This is a genomic window from Streptomyces sp. XH2, assembly GCF_049725035.1.
In the GTDB taxonomy this organism is placed as follows: Bacteria; Actinomycetota; Actinomycetes; order Streptomycetales; family Streptomycetaceae; genus Streptomyces; species Streptomyces roseoverticillatus.
Window position 1 is genome coordinate 39,085 of record NZ_JBMMMZ010000016.1, and the last position, 17,515, is coordinate 56,599.

General features: G+C 70.5%; 18 protein-coding genes. 4 read left to right on the top strand and 14 right to left on the bottom strand.

Annotated elements, in window-relative coordinates:
* The first annotated feature begins 199 nt into the window (after positions 1-199).
* The gene (locus tag ACOTKD_RS30390) at positions 200-346 is read left to right on the top strand and encodes a hypothetical protein (RefSeq protein ID WP_424892206.1); all 147 of its coding nucleotides are present in this window, start codon (positions 200-202) and stop codon (positions 344-346) included.
* Between the two features lie 465 nt (positions 347-811).
* On the opposite strand, the gene ACOTKD_RS30395 is transcribed toward ACOTKD_RS30390, so the two are convergent.
* The 3 genes from ACOTKD_RS30395 to ACOTKD_RS30405 all read right to left on the bottom strand — a co-directional run bounded on the left by ACOTKD_RS30395 (position 812) and on the right by ACOTKD_RS30405 (position 3,256).
* A complete protein-coding gene (locus ACOTKD_RS30395) occupies positions 812-1,441 on the bottom strand; it encodes a hypothetical protein (RefSeq protein ID WP_424892207.1) in 630 nt (209 codons plus the stop codon).
* A gap of 784 nt (positions 1,442-2,225) precedes the next feature.
* Positions 2,226-2,708 carry a macro domain-containing protein gene (locus ACOTKD_RS30400; RefSeq protein ID WP_424892208.1) on the bottom strand — a complete coding sequence of 161 codons (483 nt, stop codon included), beginning with the start codon at positions 2,706-2,708 and terminating at the stop codon, positions 2,226-2,228.
* 86 nt (positions 2,709-2,794) lie between these two features.
* Positions 2,795-3,256, bottom strand: coding sequence for a DUF6233 domain-containing protein (locus ACOTKD_RS30405; protein ID WP_424892209.1), 462 nt, complete (start codon positions 3,254-3,256; stop codon positions 2,795-2,797).
* Positions 3,257-4,248: 992 nt separating this feature from the next.
* Here ACOTKD_RS30405 and ACOTKD_RS30410 point away from each other — a divergent pair.
* Positions 4,249-4,803 (top strand): hypothetical protein, encoded by a 555-nt coding sequence (locus ACOTKD_RS30410; protein WP_424892210.1) that lies wholly within the window; start codon positions 4,249-4,251, stop codon positions 4,801-4,803.
* Positions 4,804-4,848: 45 nt separating this feature from the next.
* Here the strand turns inward: ACOTKD_RS30410 and ACOTKD_RS30415 are convergent, their stop codons facing one another.
* Positions 4,849-5,169 carry a hypothetical protein gene (locus ACOTKD_RS30415; protein ID WP_424892211.1) on the bottom strand — a complete coding sequence of 107 codons (321 nt, stop codon included), beginning with the start codon at positions 5,167-5,169 and terminating at the stop codon, positions 4,849-4,851.
* Positions 5,170-5,456: 287 nt separating this feature from the next.
* Here ACOTKD_RS30415 and ACOTKD_RS30420 point away from each other — a divergent pair, with 287 nt between their 5' ends.
* On the top strand, positions 5,457-6,047 hold the full coding sequence (locus ACOTKD_RS30420; protein WP_424892212.1) for a hypothetical protein: 591 nt from the start codon (positions 5,457-5,459) through the stop codon (positions 6,045-6,047).
* Positions 6,048-6,163: 116 nt separating this feature from the next.
* Here ACOTKD_RS30420 and ACOTKD_RS30425 read toward each other — a convergent pair whose 3' ends face one another.
* The 7 genes from ACOTKD_RS30425 to ACOTKD_RS30455 all read right to left on the bottom strand — a co-directional run bounded on the left by ACOTKD_RS30425 (position 6,164) and on the right by ACOTKD_RS30455 (position 13,124).
* Positions 6,164-6,937: a Ku protein gene (locus ACOTKD_RS30425; protein ID WP_424892213.1), complete on the bottom strand. Its 774-nt coding sequence runs from the start codon at positions 6,935-6,937 to the stop codon at positions 6,164-6,166.
* A 236-nt stretch (positions 6,938-7,173) separates the two neighbouring features.
* Positions 7,174-8,253 carry a hypothetical protein gene (locus ACOTKD_RS30430; protein ID WP_424892214.1) on the bottom strand — a complete coding sequence of 360 codons (1,080 nt, stop codon included), beginning with the start codon at positions 8,251-8,253 and terminating at the stop codon, positions 7,174-7,176.
* A gap of 280 nt (positions 8,254-8,533) precedes the next feature.
* Positions 8,534-9,220, bottom strand: coding sequence for a DUF6882 domain-containing protein (locus ACOTKD_RS30435; protein WP_424892215.1), 687 nt, complete (start codon positions 9,218-9,220; stop codon positions 8,534-8,536).
* A gap of 178 nt (positions 9,221-9,398) precedes the next feature.
* Positions 9,399-10,022, bottom strand: coding sequence for a hypothetical protein (locus ACOTKD_RS30440; RefSeq protein ID WP_424892216.1), 624 nt, complete (start codon positions 10,020-10,022; stop codon positions 9,399-9,401).
* Positions 10,023-10,421: 399 nt separating this feature from the next.
* The gene (locus ACOTKD_RS30445) at positions 10,422-11,015 is read right to left on the bottom strand and encodes a DUF7711 family protein (RefSeq protein ID WP_424892217.1); all 594 of its coding nucleotides are present in this window, start codon (positions 11,013-11,015) and stop codon (positions 10,422-10,424) included.
* 40 nt (positions 11,016-11,055) lie between these two features.
* Entirely contained in the window at positions 11,056-12,228 is a 1,173-nt protein-coding gene (locus tag ACOTKD_RS30450) for a hypothetical protein (protein WP_424892218.1), read from the bottom strand.
* A 230-nt stretch (positions 12,229-12,458) separates the two neighbouring features.
* The gene (locus ACOTKD_RS30455; RefSeq protein ID WP_424892219.1) at positions 12,459-13,124 is read right to left on the bottom strand and encodes a hypothetical protein; all 666 of its coding nucleotides are present in this window, start codon (positions 13,122-13,124) and stop codon (positions 12,459-12,461) included.
* A 203-nt stretch (positions 13,125-13,327) separates the two neighbouring features.
* Here ACOTKD_RS30455 and ACOTKD_RS30460 point away from each other — a divergent pair, with 203 nt between their 5' ends.
* Entirely contained in the window at positions 13,328-14,236 is a 909-nt protein-coding gene (locus ACOTKD_RS30460; RefSeq protein WP_424892406.1) for a TnsA-like heteromeric transposase endonuclease subunit, read from the top strand.
* A gap of 66 nt (positions 14,237-14,302) precedes the next feature.
* Here the strand turns inward: ACOTKD_RS30460 and ACOTKD_RS30465 are convergent, their stop codons facing one another.
* Genes ACOTKD_RS30465 through ACOTKD_RS30475 form a run of 3 tightly spaced genes read right to left on the bottom strand, consistent with a single transcriptional unit; the run spans position 14,303 to position 17,053 of the window.
* Positions 14,303-16,120 carry a hypothetical protein gene (locus tag ACOTKD_RS30465; protein ID WP_424892220.1) on the bottom strand — a complete coding sequence of 606 codons (1,818 nt, stop codon included), beginning with the start codon at positions 16,118-16,120 and terminating at the stop codon, positions 14,303-14,305.
* 3 nt (positions 16,121-16,123) lie between these two features.
* Positions 16,124-16,543 (bottom strand): hypothetical protein, encoded by a 420-nt coding sequence (locus tag ACOTKD_RS30470; protein ID WP_424892221.1) that lies wholly within the window; start codon positions 16,541-16,543, stop codon positions 16,124-16,126.
* A 15-nt stretch (positions 16,544-16,558) separates the two neighbouring features.
* Positions 16,559-17,053 (bottom strand): hypothetical protein, encoded by a 495-nt coding sequence (locus ACOTKD_RS30475; RefSeq protein WP_424892222.1) that lies wholly within the window; start codon positions 17,051-17,053, stop codon positions 16,559-16,561.
* Positions 17,054-17,515: the final 462 nt, after the last annotated feature.

The window sequence follows — 17,515 nt, forward strand, 5'->3', positions numbered from 1 at the left end:
CTCCAGCTCCAGGAATATCCCCACGCCTTTCACCGATCACAACAACGTCTTCATCGGCTCGACCGACGACACCCACCCCTTCGTCTTCCTCAACCGGCCCGTTCCCGGCGGCCACCGCATCCTGACGTCGGCCGGGTTCAGCCCGCACGAACACCTCGGCCGCACGGTCTACCTCCTGCCGCCCGAGGACTGCGGCAGCGTGGCTGCCGAGCGGGCCGGTACCGCGATGACGCAGCTGCTCCCGCACACGCTGGACATCGTCGAACTCGCCTGGACCACCAGTCAGGGCACCCTTCCGGCCAGTGGCCCCGAGGCCCGTATCCGGATCTGCGGCAAGTCACCCTGAACTGACCTTCCCCCGAACACCCGTCACAGCCCTGCCCGCGCTGACGAGCGCAGGGCAGGGATGCGCTGTTTCCAGCGCCAAACAGGAGGGTCCAGCCCGCCGGGCAGAAATGGCGGAGCTCTGTCGCGTGCGGCCGGCCCGCTCGCCTCGGTCGTCGCCGGACACAACCACGTTTACGCGGCCGGGGAAGCAAGCACGGGGCCCGCATTTCGCCCGTCGCGACGCACGAGCCCGCGTTGCGGATCGGTGGGGACAGATGCCCGCACCGCGAACGTCCGAGCCAGTGGCGGTGCCCCTCCGCCAGAGAGACCAGGCTCGGCAGAGGCCGCTGTACTGGAGGCTGACTCGCAACCGTGCGTGCGGCTCTGGGCCAAGGCACACGACAGGATGCGCCGACAAGACGCCAGGTCCGCGGCCAATGGCCCGTCCGCGGAGAGGGCCTCTCCGTAGCCCTGCCGAACGCCGTCACCGCCCATGCAAACCCGCATCCAAGGTTCTGGCCCGCGCGAGCCTTGCCTTGTGTTTCCACCCTGTCACGGTTTCCCGCGCTATTGAGTCGTAATAGAAATCGAACCGCAGGGCTTGAGCCTCTTGCCCGCCGGGATACAGCCTCACGTGGGCGCCACCGACAAGCTCTCCAGTTGCCGGGTCTTCGCGCTGGAAGTACGGCTTGTAGAACCCAAGGAAGCGATTCTTCGCATGCACTCCAATCCAGTTATCAAATTCCCCTGGAGGGGTTACCACAGCTGGCGCCGCAAGAATGAGCAGACCAGTTCCCGAGGCGGCCCAGTATTTGACTGGATCGACCGCGTTTCGAAGAAGCTCGAACACGACTAGGAGGATTCCGGCATAAATCAAGACGATAGCCGTTGACCAGAACGTGATCACCTTAAGTTCCAGTGCGCGGAGAGCTACCACCGGGTGCGAAACGCACGTCGCCTCCTCAACCAGATAGGCTATCAGCGCCACGAACATAAATGAGGCACCCACTGCCAATGCGACCGTCCCGTAGCCAGCCTGCAGGAACCCTGCTACCGCCACCCCTAGCAGCCTCAGCCCCCAGTCCCTCGCTTGGCAGCTCCTCTTGGAGACCACGAGAACTCCTCAGCGGCGATAGCAGTGAGGTTGCTTGTGACCGCAGCACCACGTCAACTCGTCAGGCATTCTCTGATAGGGGGATTCAGGGACCTCCCTATAACACATCCCGCCTTCTGCGGCCATCCTCAGATAGCCCATTGCAGCCCTTACGTAGAAGGCGGGGCTTCCCCGAGTCTCTATCCAACCATCAGGAACTGCCCGCTCAAATCCGGATTTCACAAGACTCCCAGCTGAAATCCCTGATTCGATCTCATCGAGCCTCTTCATTACGTCATGAAGCTCTGCCGAAAAATTTTCAACTACGGGAGCCATGAGCGCTTCGTGATTCGGATCCCAAACTTCGGATGACAACTTCCTTCCACTTCCTCGAACATCATCGGAGTTCGGGGCCACGGGACTTCACCAACTTTCTGCTACTTGACCATAAAAGAGACACTCCACCTACGCCCTCTTACCTTCACGCTAAAACCCGCCTCCACGAACCGCATTTCGCGACATGTTCATGAAAAGCCCAGGTGAGAGGTCAAGAGGGTCCGGTCCTTCGCCCGTGCATCACGACGAGGCCGCATTACCGGAGGCCCGCCGTCCCTTGCCCGCCCGAACCAGCCGACGGCTTCGACGGTGCCTCTCAGCCAGGCTGCGGGGGTGTCCTACACACGTCGCCCACGAGCGAGTGAAATCCCGGGCTCCCCTGCGGCCAGGTCCGTTACGGTCCGGAACGGGCTTCTCGTCCCGGCACGGGCCCGTGAACCGACATGGCTGGGTGCCCGGTCGGCGGCGGCTACTGGAGGTCGTAGACGGTGACCGGGACGCGCTGCTCGGTCAGGCGGTGGGCAATGAGCGGTTCGACCTTCTCCCATCGGCCGCCGGCGAGCCCGCACCCGATCCGGGGCATATGCACTGATGCCGACAATGCCCGTGCCTGCTCCGACAGCGAGGCCAGAGCCTGGTCGATGGCGTCGTACCGCACGGGTGCCTCGGTGGTGGTGCGGCTGCGGATGCCATGCTGTCCCACCAAGTTGGCCACCCACAGGTCGTCTTCGACCTCGACGAGCTGGATGGCGCCCAAGCCGAAGTCGTTGGTTGCGCGGTCGCGGTACCACTGGCGGTAGGCCGCCTGCGGCTGCGGCCACCGGCTGGAGAGGGCGGCCACGAAGCCCGCGCCCCATCGGCCGGCGTCGTTCACCACGTGGGCGATGATCTTGGACCCCGGCTCGGGTGGACGGGTGGCGTCGCCGTGCGTGTAGACGATCTTCTTGCTCATGGGCCGACGCTATCGACCGGGTGTGACACCGCCGCCGGGGACGAGTTCAAACGTGACGGGGGCGGATGCCGTTTCGGCGACGGTGGTCAAAAAAGACGGCCGAGAACGATGTCGGGGCGGCAGACCGCACAGGTGACGGCCTCCTCCGGGTCGGCCAGCATGCGCAGGGCCTCACGGTCCGTGGCGAGCTGCTGGGACATGCCTGCCTGGACGCAGTCGAGTCGGTGCACGACCACCTCGTGGCTGCTCCCCGGCGCAGCCTCGGACAGGCGCCAGCGGCGGCGCTCTTCGACCGGGGGCGGGTCCAGGACCGTGTAGTCCTCGCCGGCAATCGGCTGGACGTCCGGGTAGGGGGCGGAGAAGGGGACCTCCAGGACATCCCGGACAGGGCCGCGCGGGGTATCGCGCCGGTTCGGGAGGGTGAGCACGAGTTCGTACCACCACGTGCCCCTGAAGTAGCGGCGCCCGGTGACCCGCGCCTCCAGAACCTGATCGTCGGCGAGGCAGACGAGCGCGCGGGGAAGCCGATCCCGGGGAATGCCGTCCATATATCGAATATTAGTTCCATTCGCATGCTCTGGACGGAGTGCCGGTTCCGGCCTATCAGGGGCGGCCCGAGACCAGCCGCCAGCTCCCACCACACGCTCGCCCGGATTGGCACGCCTGGCGCCACACCGTCCGGCACCTGACCGGCGGCCAGGCCGGAGCTCGCGCACGCTGAACCGCCGCGGCGCCCCGGCGCCCTTGTCCACTCGGCCCCCGGCCAGACGATGACCTGGGAGCAGCCTCGCTACTCCCGTCACCGCCACTCCCCTCGCCGGTGAGCGGCGCACCACGGCCATCCATGACGGGCGGGGCCGACCGGTGGTGTCCGTCCCTGACGGCATCATGGGGACCGGAGCCGCAGGACAGCCCTGCGTGGCTGCGGCGCGATACAGAGGGGAGGCAAGGTGGTAGACGCCCCGGCAGGCTTCCCTGTGCTCGTCGGCGACGAATGCCCTTCCGACCTCGGCCACAGGCCCGACGCCCGGGCGGCCGCCGTGCGGCAGGCCGTGGCGGGGCTTCGGCAGATCCGCGAGATCACGAACCCGTCAGCGGGCCGCGCGGTAGATGTCCCTGCGCAGTGGGAGCGTCTTCAGCCCCTGCGGGCGATCGCTCTCGCCCTGGAGACGGCCGGGATTCCCGCATCCGCCGTCGGTCCCGACGGTCGGCGCACCGCGACCGGCTACCGCGTGAGCTGTTGCGACGGAGTCGTCCGCGTGGAATGGCTCGGCCCGCCCGGCAGCAAGGCCGTCTACTTTTCCCGCACGAGAGGCTCCAGCAGTGCGTCCGGGCCCTGAAGGAGTTCGGCTGGCAACCACTGGAGTACCGCGGAGCGCGTCCGCACCGGTGGCTCGAAGTCGAGGCCCCATCACCATGAGAGCGCGGACCGGGAGGCTCTGCCCGCAGCACGGGTGTGCCCGGTCTCCTTGTGCTGTCAGTGCTCTCCCCTAGAGTCGGCACGGATGTTCGAGACAGGGGCGGGATGATGAATACGGTCATGGCGATCGGAGTGACCTTCGGCTGGCTGGTGGCCCTCGCCTGCGCAGCCATCGCGGTGGCCAAGGCCCTGCCGCCGCAGGACGTGGACTCCTACCGCCAACCGCTGGTGCCACGCGGCCCGCTGCAGTGGATGGTCTGGACTGCCCTGGCAATGGGCACCTTCCAGGCCGGTCTCGCCGTCGACCTGATCCCCTTTTCGTCCGCCGGGGTGACGATGGTCCAAGCCGTGCTGTGGATCACCGGGGTCCTCTTGATGGTGCCCGTGGTGCGGCGCGTTCGCTTCACCCGCCGCTGGGACGCCTTCCTCGCCCCGATCGTGATCGACGAGCTCCTCCCCGAGCTGACCGCCGTGCAGCGGCGCGTCCCCGACACCTCAGCCGGCGACCTGCTGGAGAAGTCCCGCTCCGCCGCCGCCGAGGGCCGCGGGCTGCAGGCTCTGAGCGCCCTGTGCCAGGCTGCCGAGCAGGTCCAGCACCTCCAGGCGCCTGCCACCGACGAATGGGCCGCGCTGTACAAGCGTCTGGAGCATCTGCGCCGGATCCACGCCGTCTGAGTCGGTAGCCGCCCGACCCCTTCGGCACCTGCCGCCCGGGCTGGTTCAGCGGGGCTGGCCACCCATGGGGGTGCTGATGGTGCGCACGGGCTGATTGCGGTGGAACCGCTCGGCGGTCCGCCGCACCTCCAGCAGCTCGTCGTAGAGGGGCCAGGCTGCGGCGAATGCCTCTGTGGCGGTGGGGTAGTAGTCGGTCGAGCGCGAGACGCCGTACGCGAATCCGCGCAGCTCGGCGGTCCACCCCTCGTCGGTGTCGTCCGGGTCGTCCTCGTCGCGGCTGACGTAGAACAAGCTGCCGACGCGGCCGCTGTCGTCGTGGATCTCCACGAGCAGCGGGTCGTCGGTGGTCTTCAGCTGCATACCCATCGGCAGTCCTCGCACATACGTCTGGTCCTGGTAGGGCGAGGGTAGCCGGGCCCGGCCGCTGGCCCTTCCCTGTTTTCCAGGGGCATGGCCCTGGTCGAGGCTCGGTAGCCCATACTGGACGGGCCACTTCTCCCCCGCCCTCGCGGGGTCACAGGTCGTCCAGGGACGCCTCCTTGTGCGGCTGCCTCTTCCCCGCGCTCGCCGGGGACGCAGGGCCGGCTCGACACCGGTCTTGGCTTTGCCGCGCCAATGCGGCGCGGTGTTCCCGCGAGCCCTATGGAGATGAGATGAACTACCGAGGCGGCAGCCTGTCCCCCGATGGCCACGGCGAAGACCTCTCTGGCATTGAGCGTCTGGAGCTCGAAGAGGCTATGGGCGCGCTCAACAACACGGGCTGGCTCAACGCGCCTCTGTTGTACGGCAAGAGCCTGGATGCGGCGGTCGCGCTGATCGTCGCCCAGCTGCCGCCGGGCATCGATCAGCACTCCTCGTACGCTGTGAAGCTGCTGACGGCCCTGGGCTTTGGTGCCCTGCCGACGGGCGGGCCCGAAGAGCTCCGCCATCAGGTCCTCGCCCAGACGTCACCGCGATGGCGCAGCTCCTGGCGAGGCAACCGGTCCGTGGACGTCTTCTACACCAGGCAGCACGAAGACCTCGGGATCGACGCGGCGACACCGATGTTCACCACCGGGCCCCGCCTGCCGGATCCCCGTTGGGGCTTCGTGATGCGCCAGAGCGGTGTCGTCGGCGTGGTCTTCCTGCCCGGCCCTGTGCCCAGGGCGACGGGCGATGAGCTGGCCAGGGCTCACCTGGAAGCAATCTACGACGGGAAGGGGCTCGTGGTCTCGACAACTGTGCCGGCGGAGGCAACCTCGTAGAACGGCAGCCGGGCAGGCGCTTGTGCGGCTGCGCCCGAGCGGCGAGCCGGATGTCCCCGGGAAGGCCGACGGGGCAGCCGGGAGCGCGCACCGTATCCCGGCTACGCCGCGCGGCATCAGGGATGCTGATCGCCGCGCGCCGCACGGATCGAGGCCTCCAGCGCGGCCATCAGATCGACCGGCGGGACGGGTTCGGGGGGTGGCTCGAGCTGCCCGCTGGCCGCCTTCGCCTCGGCCAGGCGCTCCAGGGCGGCGACGTATTCGTCGTGCTGCTCGGGTGGGGCGTCCTGGGCCATGGCCTCGACGAGTACCTCGGCCATCGTCAGCTCGCGATCTGTTGGCGCCGCCGTGGTCACGCGGTCTTCGGGCGGCTCGTTACGTTCGTGAGGCCAGTACAGGGTGTGGACCAGCAGCCGGGAGCCGGCATAGGTCCGCAGGATCGCCGGGCGCTCGCGCAGGCGGATCGCGATCTTGCCGACACCGACACGGTCCAAGCGTGTCAGGGCTGCGGCAAGGAGGGTGTACGGTCTGTCGGCCCCGGGCCCGAGCGGCTCGACGTAGTAGGAGCGGTGGAAGAGGGCCGGGTCGACGCTGCCTGCGGGGACGAAGCCGGCCAGGTCCAGGACTTTGCGGGCGGGCAGCGGGAGGCGGGCCAGGTCCTCGTCGCGCAGGACCACGGTCCCCCTGGGTGTCTCGACCCCGTGCGCGACCTCTTCGTAGGAAACCTCGTGCCCGTCGGTGTCGCACACGCGGCGGTGTCTGATCCGTCCGCCGTCCACCGCATGGATTTCGTGCGTCCGGCCCGGGTGCTCGGTACGCGTCGCGGGATACAGCTGGACGGGCAAAGCGATCAGGCCCACGCTGATCGTCCCGCTCCACACCGACTTCATGCCGTGCCCCCGCTCACGGGCGTCTGCGCGGCCGGGCGCCCAGCGCGGCGCCGGCCGTGGCCGGTGAAGACGAGTGAACAGCCATGGCCTCCAGCATCTGGGCGGCACGCGCCATGTGCACGCCGAAGGCCGCCGACGGGGCACGCCGCGCCTCCGTGTGTGCTGTGGTACCCGTGACCGGCACGGGGCCGCCGCGCGTGCAGTGCTGGTGGTGTGCGCGGCGGCCCCCGGTGGAATCAGCGGTAGGCGATGGGGTTACGCGACGGGTGCGGGGTCGGGGTGGGCTTACTGACCCGGGCGTCGCCGCTCAGCAGCCGGCCTTGGAGGGCGTGGCGGTCCCCGTGGCGGGTGATGCCGGTGATCCGGGCGACGGCGAGCACCGTCTGGTCGGGAGCGATGATCTGGACTTCGTCGCGGGCCAGGGCGCGCGCCGCATTCAGCCTCCAGATTCCGCGGCCTGCCTCCCAGGCTTCTGTCTCGGTCATCCCGGGGTGCCAGCCGATCACGGTCCGGCCGAGCAGGTCGCCTGTGGGCGCCGGCCGCTTCCGTCCGAGACGGATCTGCAGCAGGGATGCCGCGCCCGCCCCCCAGAGGACGGCCGAGGACCGGATGAGGCGGAATGTCTTGGCGAGCAGCTCGGCGCACGCGGTCCATTCCTCATCGCCGCGCCAGGGGATCGCAGCGGCTTCCTGGAGGGCGACGGCCACGGCGCGCGCGGCAGTGGCCGGCATTGTGTCGGGGCCATCGAGCGGCGGAAGGAGAACGGCGTGGTCACCGCGGATGGCGTCCGCGGCGGATTCGGCGTCGTCCTCGAACTGGGCGATGACACGGGCTGCCTGGCGGGCAAGGGCTGGGGCGGCTCGGCCGCCCGCGACCAGGGCCATGGCCTGAGCGGCCGCGTGGAGTTCGGTGCGGCTGTGGCGGTGGTAGTCCCCGTCCACGAAGTCCATCAGCGCATCACCGGCTTCCCTCGCCGCGGCTTCCACACGTGCACAGTGGGTTCGGGCGAGCCCGTTGTCGTAGGCCGCGTACCGCTGCTGTTCGGCGGCCTCGAAGGTTTGGTCGAGGCGATCGCATTCGGCTCCCCACGCGAGCGCCGCTTCGAGCTCGGCGGCTGCGTCGACGGCGCCGGCGGCATGCAGGGCCCGGGCCAGATCGTGGGCCGGGCTCTTCGCCACCGTTCCGTCGCCGGCGACCGGCGGCGTGGCCGCGGTCATGGCGGCGGTGGTGTGGCGCAGGAGGGCGGTGTATTTCCCGCCGGCCTGGCGCTGGATGGCCCGCGCTCGCTGGGCCGGTCGGGGCTGCTTCCTGGGCATGCTGCACTCTTCCTCCGGACGGCCCGCGCCTGTCCGCTGAAGAAGGCGTACAGGGTGAAGGGGGCGGGCCCGGAGGGGGACCTTGGCCGGCGGAGGCGTCCGGCGCGGGCGGACGGCTACGGCGGTCGGCGTGCGCTTCCTGCCAGCGTTCACCGTAGCGCAACAGCCGGTCCTGCTGTGGCGGTTCGAGAACGCGGTGCCGTCCGGCGCTCGACGGCAGCCGGGCCCCGCGGGGGGGGCGCTTGCCGTCGCGGCGGACGGTGGCCGGGTGCGGGCGGCTTCAGCGGAGGGTAGGGAGGCGGATGGCGGTGATGCGGCCGGCGGTGTCGAAGTCGACCTCCGCCGTGGTGTTGCCGGGGAGCTCGGCGAGGACCTGGTGGTCGTCCTCCCGCCATGGCACGCGGTGGTGCTCGAAGTAGCCGGTCACCACCCGCCGGGGCGAGTGCCCGATGAGCGAGGCGCCCGTCATCAGCGTCCTCGGCAACGTGACAGGGTCCAGGCCGGCGCGGGGGACCTGCGGGTCATCGGGCAGGAAGTACACCTGGGTGGTGGGGCCGGCGGGCATGCCGATGTATCCGGGAGCGCCGACGACGCCCATCCCGGCGAAGGCCAGCGTCTCGGCCGCGTGCCGCGGATCGGCGAAGCCGGACAGATCGAGAGTCCCCGCGGTGAACTCGGCTATGTGCCCCGACCGCCCGAACCGCTCGATCGTCTCGGTGAGCGCCACGACCGGGGTGCCGCCCAGCCCCGGGTTGGCCCATCCCCACATCCACGTCTGGTCTTCCGCGTCGTAGGTGCCGAGCACGGCGATGCGCATCTCCACGGCTCCTTGCCGGTAGAGGCATGCGGGAAGGTCCGCGCTCCATGAGGCCTGGGGGAGGAAGTCGCTGAGGGCCTGGAGCTGCGCGGCGCCCCAGGCCGCGTGGGCTTCGGTCTCGTACAGAAATGCTGCACTGAACTTGATCACGGCCCAGAACCCTAGCCGCGGTGCTCCTCGATGACCGATCGGTGAGGCCAGGACGGGCCTGCCCGGGCAACGCACAGCTGCGGCGGGCCCCGATGCCCCTGAATCGCCGCCGGAGCTCGCTCCCCATCACGGGTCAGCCCCCGGCCAAGGTGCCGCCCGTCGGCGCCCTCCCCTTGGTCTACTCCGCCAGCTCTGGCTGCCCGTCGGTCGTGCTGTCTTGACGCGCGGCGGCGCGTTCGGTCTTCTTCTGCCGCAGCCACTTCGACAGGCGCACTCCCTGCGGGCACTCGCGTCCCCACTGCACGACCTCGGCGGCATCCGCAGCATGCTGTGCGGCGTGCTGCGTCGCAATAGTGGCGTGGTCCAGCGCCATCCCCACCGTCACCAGGACGGCGCTGGCGAAGCGGGGGTCGCTCCGGTCCGCGGTAGCCACGGTGTGCGCGGCCGGGAAGATCATTTCCGGGCGTTGGTTGAGCATGGGCCACTCAACGTGACCGCGCACTTTGGTGTCCTCGGCAGCGGTGACGCTCGCGGCGAGGAGAGCGGCGTGCGCGCGGACTTCCCTGTGCAGTGACCTGTCTTCCGGGTCGTCGCGGTTGAGGTGGTCCTCGTGGCTGACGTGGACGAACACCGTGTAGAGCTCCCAGGTGTATCGCGCGGTCAGACCATCGGCTCCGGGTTCCAGCTGGACATCAGCAAGGGGCGCCCCGATGACGCGCGGGTGGGACTGACGCAGCCCGGGGAAATCGGCGGCCAGTGCGGCAGCAGCCTGCTCGGCAAGGTCAGTGACAGGATCGGTCACGGCAGATGGGCCCTTTCGGCGCGTCAGGACATGGGACGTGTGCGCCCTGGGCCCGAGGCCCGGGTGCTGTCCCTACACCGGTAGGGAGCGCCGTGACGAAGACACGGTCGTGGAACCCCGCGCCGCGGGGAAGAAGCCGCTGGTCTACGGACCGATCGTCGCCTGTGCGGGCTGGATTCAGCGGAGATGCCCAGGGTATCGGCTGGTGACGGCAAGGGAAATGGGGTCATCAGGAATCGGCCATTGCCCATCGGCGCCGCGTTGACGGGCCCGTGAGAGGCGCCAGCGGGCTGGAGCCCGGCCGGTGGCGTGGCGGCGGCATCGGCCGCAGCGGCCATGGCGACCTCCCGGGTGGCCTGGTCCGCGATCGTCGGCCAGCTCGTTCAGCTCGGCGGGGCGTCAGGTCACCGGGGCGTCGTGTAGTTCGAGGAACCCGTCGAGGGCGTGCCACAGGTAGTCGTCGGGCCGCTGGCCGCAGTGGCGGAGGGGGCGGCGCCAGAGCGGGTCGTGGTAGTGGTCACGGATGTGGCGGAGGTGGGCCAGGGCTACTGCGCGCTCGGTCTCCCGTTGTGCGCGGGCTTCGTGGGGAGGGGGGTCGTCGAGGCGTAGGTGTTCGGCCTGCCGTTGGGCCAGGGCGTTCAACGCGGTTTCGTCCGACCCGGCGGTGGTCCAGATGCGCAGCGGCCGGTGGATCAGGTGGTTGGCCACGGGTCGGCTGGCGGGTCTCCAGACGCGACGGACGGGGGCTTTGCCCAGGCTGAGCAATTCAGCAAGGGCGTGGCAGAGGGGCGGCTCGATGCCCCAGGGCAGCTCGGACGGGGGCATGGTGAGAGCGAAGGCGACGTCGAGGATCTCCACCTCGTCGCCTGGAGCGTCGAGCACTGGGCCGAAGGCGTAGGCAGCGGCGAGCGGGATGTCGCCGGACGAGGTCAGGGCGCGGGCGCAGGAGTCGGCGATGTTCCTCAGGCGGCGGACGGCGGTGGCGTGGCGCATGCGGCGGTATCCGGGGGTTGGTATTCGGGTGGGGGTGGGGTCAGAGTCCGGCCGCGTCGAGTTGGCGGAGCAGGGCCTTCTTTCGCGAGTGCGTGAGGCGGAAGCGCTGGTATCGCTGGTCGAAGGCGTCGCGGGTGTGGTTGCGGTCGGCCAGGGCGGCGAGGTCGCCCAGGAGCTGAACGGCGTCGGGGTAGTGGGCGCCGGTCCGGTTCGCAATCAGCTCATCCAGGCGCTTCCAACCGCCTTCCGGGTCCTTGGCGAGGTGGGCGAGGCGGCGGAGCTGGGCGGCCCGGGCCGCTGCCTGGGTCTTCTCGCGGCGGGCTTCGGCTTCCCGTTCCTCGCGTGCGATGCGCTGGGCGGCCTGGGCGGGGACTGCGGCGCGGAGCTCGGCGGCGGTACGGCCGGGGCGGGCGGGTGCGGGGCGGGGGTGGTCGTGGTGGAAGCGGCGGCGCAGCTCGGTCAGGGCATGCGGGTCGTTGTCGTGGAGCAGGCGCGTCAGCGTGGTGTCCTTCTGGGCGGTGTCCAGCCGGCGGATCCACGTCTCGTAGTCGGTGCGCGTGGGTGCGGGCGCCGGGTCGGGGAGGGGCTGGGCTGCGGCGTTGATCAGGTCGGGGTTGATGCGCAGGAAGACGGTCAGGTCGCTGAGGCTGTCGGGCAGGTCTGCAAGGCCGGCCGGCAGGGGCGGTTCGGTGGTGTCGTCGTCCACCTCGCCGGCTTGCAGGCACAGCAGCCAAGCGAGGTAGAGGAGGCGGAGGTCGCCGGCGGCGACGTCCGGGCGGGCCCGGGCGATGGAGGGCAGCCACTGCTCCTCGCGGTCATTGTCGACGTCACCGCAGTCGAACAGGTCGTTGAAGTCGTTCAGCTCCCCGGTCTCGTCGTCGGAGAATAGGGTGAGCAGCACATGGTCACCGCGGCGGTGCACGGTGGCCGAGTCGCCGGCGCAGTAGAGCTCGGCAACGTCGAGGGGGAGCTGATCGGCGGGCCAGCGCAGGATCACGCGCCGGGTGCCCCAGTTCGCGAAGTACAGGTGCCCGTCGTAGTAGTCGGCCACCAGGTCCTCGGGGCTGCCCTTGAAATCCCCCCACTGGTAGGTGTTGACGAAGGAGGTCGGGGTGAGGCAGGCGCGGGTGGTCAGCTGCCGGATCTCGGCGAGCTGCTCCCGGTCCAACGGCTCGTCGAGGGCGACGAATTGGTAGAACTGGAACTCAGACACAGCGCCTCCGATCCGTGTGGTGTGCCCCTTCTTCTCATCCTGGAGCAGCGCGCGCCACGCCGGAGCGGGAACGGAGGGATCGGCCGGTGGTCAGCTGACGGCTCTGCTCGGTCAGGGGATGCGGAATCCGCGGCCGGGGTCATGGGCCGGGCCGCCCCGAAAGGGGTGAACCAGTCCATCGGCGCAAGGTTGACCGCCTCGACGGGTGAGCCGGCTGTGGAGGCCGCCCGTCAGTGGCGAGCCTGTGCAGCTGCCTTGCGCTTGGCCTCGACCTCGGGCGGAAGCGGGAGAACCGGCACGGCGGACGGGTGGGTGGGCCCCTCCTCCTGAACGCCGTCAGGTCCGGTGACGATCGACCAGCGGCTGACCTCGCGGGCCTGGTGCGAGGAGACCTCCCACAGCGAATAGCCCGCTCCCATGGTGTTCGCACCCCCCATGTCGAACCAGTTGATGCGCATGTACCCGCCGTACAGGGCCAGTGCCGTCGACAGCCACTCCACCGCCCGCGGGTCGACGTCGGCGGCCCATCCGCCGCAGTGCGGATGGGTCCGGTACTCGAAGTAGCCGAAGCCGTCGCACCGGGCGAACGCGGGCAGCGGGCCGGATGCCGGCAGACGGCCGCTGCCGTCGCTCGTGAGGTACATCTCGCGCGCCTCGCACCGGGGATCGTCACAGGACAGCTCGGTGTTGGACAGCCTCAGCCACAGGGCCACCGTCACGTCCTGGCCGTTCTCGGTGGGGAGTGACCACAGCTGCTGGCGGCACTGCGACGCCTGGTGATCGCGAAGCCGCCACTGTTCGGGGAGCTCGTGCGACAGATGGTGGAGGTAGTGGCCGACCAGGCGCCACGCCTCCTCGGCCGACGGTGTGATGACGCGGGCGGTCTCGGCGGTCATGCCCGGAGTCTAGGGCCCGTGGAGGGGCCCTTTGTGACGTACGCCACGGATGGGCAGATCCTTGCACGGTGGGTTCGGCCAAGCACAGCGCAGGGGGAAGCCGGCTCTGCCAGCATGAAGCAGTGACACGACTGAGGCCCCACCGTCCGCTCGAGGGCGTACAGCTCGGACTGCGGTTCGAGGAAGGGCGAGCGGCGCAGTGGATGCCCGTGACAGACATCGACGTCCGCGAGCTGGCCCGCGCCCAGCCGTGGCGACGCCACCTCACCCACCGTGGCGAGCAGCTCCACCTCGGACAGTACGCCGCGATCAGCACCGGGCAGGGGCCGGTGGCCACGGACGGCATCTGGGAACGCATGGAGCTGGCGGACTTCGACCCCACGGTGCGGTCCATGATCGGCCAGCCGTTCAAGCTCCGCGCCGAAGACGGCCCTGGGAAAGCCGGCTACGTCCCCGACCTGATGCTGATCGGCGACGACGGCAACGTCACCATCGTCGACAGCTCCCCGACGGCCGGCGAGCTGTGCCCCTCGGAGCGGGTCCTGGACTGGGCCGAAAAAGTCATCCGGGCCCGAGGCTGGACCTACGAATGGTGGGAAGGCGCCAACGACGCGCAGCACTACACCAACGTCAAGGCCCTGAGTGGCTTTTGCCGGCCTATGCACCAGGTCCAGCAGGCACTGATCGAACCCATCCTCGCCTTGTGTGCCGACACCGAACGGCCCATCGCCGCGGTGGAGGAGATCCTCGCGGGCGAGCGGATGCCCAAGCCCATGGTGCGGGCGGTGATCCAGCACCTGCTGTGGTGGGGCGACCTGACAACCGACCTGTGCCGCCCGATCACCACCGGCACCCGCGTTCGTACCGACGCGGCGGCCCGCCGGCCCGCTCCAGGCCAGTGGGATGTCGGGACGCGCCTGATCCTCGGGTACGACCGCGGCACGGTCGTGCGCCGCGAGGGCGACCAGCTCGTCGTCGACGTGGATCCTTCCCCGTTCGGGCACGGCGAGCGCAGCTTCAGCCGCCAGGATCTCGCCGAGACGGCCACTGCCCTCCCCGCCGCCTACCAGCGCCCTCTCTTCCCGACCCAGCCCTTCACCGTGCCCCGCTGAGCGGCCTCCCGCGGCACGCGCCGGGAGAGGTCGCTCAACTGCGTCAGCAGGCCGAACCCGATGCTGTCACCGTCCCCCCTCGGGCATGGGGCAGGGCAGGACGCGCATGTGGCGCTGCGGAGCAGCGCTGGCCGGCGCCTCGACCACAGGTACGGGCTCGTATGGTTCCCACAGCGGGGCCGGCTGGTAGGGGCGGTCCTGGTCCCAGCGGGGTGCGCCGGCCAGCGCGACCACCCGGCTGAGGGGGATCCGGACCGGGTGGTGCAGTCCGCCGGGTTTGAGCGCCAGCATCCCGTCACCGACCTCGTCGAGGGTGCCGTACAGGCTCGCCCATCCACCCTCACCGTCCTCGGGCCCGCACCACATGTCCAGGCGCAGCACGTGCCACCTCAGCCAGGGTCCGAGCTCCTTGAGAACGTCGGTCTGCTCGCTCGCGCCCGGGATCCAGCAGCCGTAGCCGTCGCGGAGCGAGGCCGCGATCCGCGAGGCCCGCTCGCCGTCGTCGCCGTGCTCGAGCCGGTAGCTCGTCGCGGCGCGGGCGCAGCGCTGCTCCTCGACGGCCGGCGGTACGGTGTCCGGGCCGCTGTCGGCATCCGCGGGCAGCACGGGGAAGGCGGTGCGCAGCAGCTTGAGCGCTGCCGCCTGATCGGTTCGGCGGCGGCCGGTGACGGGCCCGCCGGCCACGAACCGGGGCGGGTTGTGGCGGCCTTGGGCGGCCTGCTCCTTCTCCAGCTTGGCGACGATGTGCCCGGGCGCGGCAATGACCGCCGAGTAGGAGGGTCCGGGGGCATCTCCGGGCTCGCTGAAGTAGTCGCGGCGGCGATAGCCGAAGGGGACCAGCGGGCCGATCACCGGGGAGGCGGCGAGGTAGGCGATGGGCGTATCCCGCCCGTTGGTGAGCGGCCAGTCGTGGACGAGCAGCAACCGCGGCGCCGCCTGCGCGGACTCGGCTTCGAACTCGGCCTCCATCCGCGCACATGCCTCGGCGACCGCGCGGGGCCACCACAGCGCCAGCTCCGCATCCGCCCAGGAGGACGGGCTGTCGTGCTCCTCGCCCAGGGTTTGCGGTGCCGGGAGGCGGGTGACGTCCACGACGCGCGCGCCGGCCAGCTCCTGGGAGACGGCGTCGTGCACCAGCTCGGCCGTGCGGTCGGCGGACTGCCCGCGCGAGCGGGCCGCCAGCCATACCCCGCACACCAGCTGCCACACCTCGACCTGCGGCTGCGACTCGTACCGCCGCGGGCGCCGGGCGGACTTCCTCGCGACCGCAGCCGTCACCTCGTCCAGCACGCGCCGCTCCGGGCTGCCGGCCGTGCGGCGGACCGCATCGCGGGCCCCGTTGTAGGCGTCCACCTCCGGGCAGTCGGCGGCGTAGCCGGCAAGGAACTCGGCGAAGTCGCCGGCCAGTTCCTTGCGAGCCTCGGCCAGCGCCCGGGCGTCCTTGGCGAGCTTGCGGTCGGCGCGGGCCTGCTTGAGCCAGGCGGTGAACTGCTCCTCGTCCCCCGGCTGCTCCTGTGCCGCATAGCGGGCGTAGCCGAGCCAGGTGCGCACCGCCCGGTCCGCGCGGGCGCGCTGGAGGGCCATCGCCCGCCCGCTGGCGAACGCGGCGGCCCGCCACAAGGCGTCCGGGGCGCCGGGCAGGGAGATAGAGCACTTTTTGCAGATCTCGTCGAACACCTCGAACAGGGGGTAGGTGGCCGCGTCCGTCGCGGGCCGGGCGTAGCGGCAGCCGCCGTAGGAGTAGCGGCGCAGATCGGGGTGGGGGACGTGGTACTTCCCGCCGCCTCCGCCGGTCAGCGCGATGCGGATCGCGGCGAGCGCGGGCAGCTGAACGCCGAGAGCAGCAAGGCCCTGGACGGAGATCGCCGGAAGGGGCTGGGCCATGGCTCAGTCCTCCTGTCCAGCAGCGGACGCCGAGGGCGACGCGGCCGGGGCGTCAGGATCGCAGCCCCCGGCGGCGGCCGCGATGTGGTGGGCGGCCAGCGCTTCGGCGACCTCGCGGGAGTGGTCGACCAGTTCGGGCAGGGTGAAGGACGTCTTGAGCGCCCGCAGCATCGTGGACACCAGGATCTGTGCGAGGTCGGATGCGAACCGGTGCTCACGGGCCCGGTTGAAGGCGGTCAGCGCGCGCCCCGCGTCCCCCGCCGCCACGCTGCCGCAGGCCCTGGCCCACGTCCGCAGGGTCGCGGGCAGCGTCGCCTCCGGCACCCCGGCCAGAACCGCCATGGTGGGCAAGTCCCACACGTCCCGCTGGAAGACCTCCTCGGCGGTGGTGAAACCGTCGGCGAAGTCGACCGCGCCGACCATGGCCCGCCAGTGCTGCTAGACCTGCTGCTCGAGCCGGTCCAGCGAGACCCGCCGCTCCTCGGCGCTGCGGCCCCGGTCCTGGTCGTACGCAGCGATGCATCCGGCCCCCAGGTAGAGCCAGGCTGCCACGAGGTCGTCGTGTCCTGTCTTCTCGCAGTACTCCACGAACGCGGCGCGCGCCTCGCTCTCGTCGTCCTCTTCGACCAGGTCCGCGACGAACAGCGGCGTGAACTGGCCCAGTACCGCCCGGGCGCGTTCGGCCCACGGAGCGAGCTCCGACAACGGCACGGGCGCGGCGGGCGTTTCGAGAAGGGAGGGGTCGGCCGCGAGCAGGATCTCAACGGCCTGTTCCCGGCCGGTCTTGTCCAAGACCGCGGGGAGCAAGCCCTGGCGCGCGGCCTCGGCGACTCGCCGCAATGCCTCCTGGTAGCCGCACCCGGACGCCTGATTCAACGCACGGGCGATCCGCTGCTGGTTGCTGGGGTTGGGCTTTTTCTTCGGCTGTGCCATGACGAACTCCTGCACATCCCCGCGCGATGCCGTCCCACCACAGCAGCCGCCAGGGAGCGTACGAGGCGTCAAGGGCACACCGGTACGACCAGTCACCTTCGCGTCCGAGCGGCAGCTCGATTCACCCTCGGCCGGAGGTGGGTCCGGCCGCGGCACGCACCAGCGAAGCACGCGCGCACGACGATACAGGGCTACCACCGCACTGCGTGACCCGATCGCCCCTCCAAGCGTTCCCGGAGGTGTCCCGCGACTCGGTGTTGTGCGGTGCCGCCGCGGCGGGTGCCGCCGCCTGGCAGGCTGGCTTCGGTCTCCGTTGACGTCGCCCTGGAACGGGTCTGGCTGGCCGAGCTGCGCACCGACCGTCTCCACCTGCGCCCAGTCACCGCCGAGGACACGAAGCGGCTGGCGCTCTCGACAGCTGGCTTGCGTTTTGCCAACTCGGCGACGCGCTGCAGGACGGCT

Bases quoted from the DNA above. Each gene is read 5' to 3' on its own strand.
- ACOTKD_RS30400 (WP_424892208.1), bottom strand. From the start codon at position 2,708: ATGAGCAAGAAGATCGTCTACACGCACGGCGACGCCACCCGTCCACCC.
- ACOTKD_RS30405 (WP_424892209.1), bottom strand. From the start codon at position 3,256: ATGGACGGCATTCCCCGGGATCGGCTTCCCCGCGCGCTCGTCTGCCTC.
- ACOTKD_RS30410 (WP_424892210.1), top strand. From the start codon at position 4,249: ATGGCGATCGGAGTGACCTTCGGCTGGCTGGTGGCCCTCGCCTGCGCA.
- ACOTKD_RS30415 (WP_424892211.1), bottom strand. From the start codon at position 5,169: ATGGGTATGCAGCTGAAGACCACCGACGACCCGCTGCTCGTGGAGATC.
- ACOTKD_RS30420 (WP_424892212.1), top strand. From the start codon at position 5,457: ATGAACTACCGAGGCGGCAGCCTGTCCCCCGATGGCCACGGCGAAGAC.
- ACOTKD_RS30425 (WP_424892213.1), bottom strand. From the start codon at position 6,937: ATGAAGTCGGTGTGGAGCGGGACGATCAGCGTGGGCCTGATCGCTTTG.
- ACOTKD_RS30430 (WP_424892214.1), bottom strand. From the start codon at position 8,253: ATGCCCAGGAAGCAGCCCCGACCGGCCCAGCGAGCGCGGGCCATCCAG.
- ACOTKD_RS30445 (WP_424892217.1), bottom strand. From the start codon at position 11,015: ATGCGCCACGCCACCGCCGTCCGCCGCCTGAGGAACATCGCCGACTCC.
- ACOTKD_RS30455 (WP_424892219.1), bottom strand. From the start codon at position 13,124: ATGACCGCCGAGACCGCCCGCGTCATCACACCGTCGGCCGAGGAGGCG.
- ACOTKD_RS30460 (WP_424892406.1), top strand. From the start codon at position 13,328: ATGCCCGTGACAGACATCGACGTCCGCGAGCTGGCCCGCGCCCAGCCG.
- ACOTKD_RS30465 (WP_424892220.1), bottom strand. From the start codon at position 16,120: ATGGCCCAGCCCCTTCCGGCGATCTCCGTCCAGGGCCTTGCTGCTCTC.
- ACOTKD_RS30470 (WP_424892221.1), bottom strand. From the start codon at position 16,543: ATGGTCGGCGCGGTCGACTTCGCCGACGGTTTCACCACCGCCGAGGAG.
- ACOTKD_RS30475 (WP_424892222.1), bottom strand. From the start codon at position 17,053: ATGGCACAGCCGAAGAAAAAGCCCAACCCCAGCAACCAGCAGCGGATC.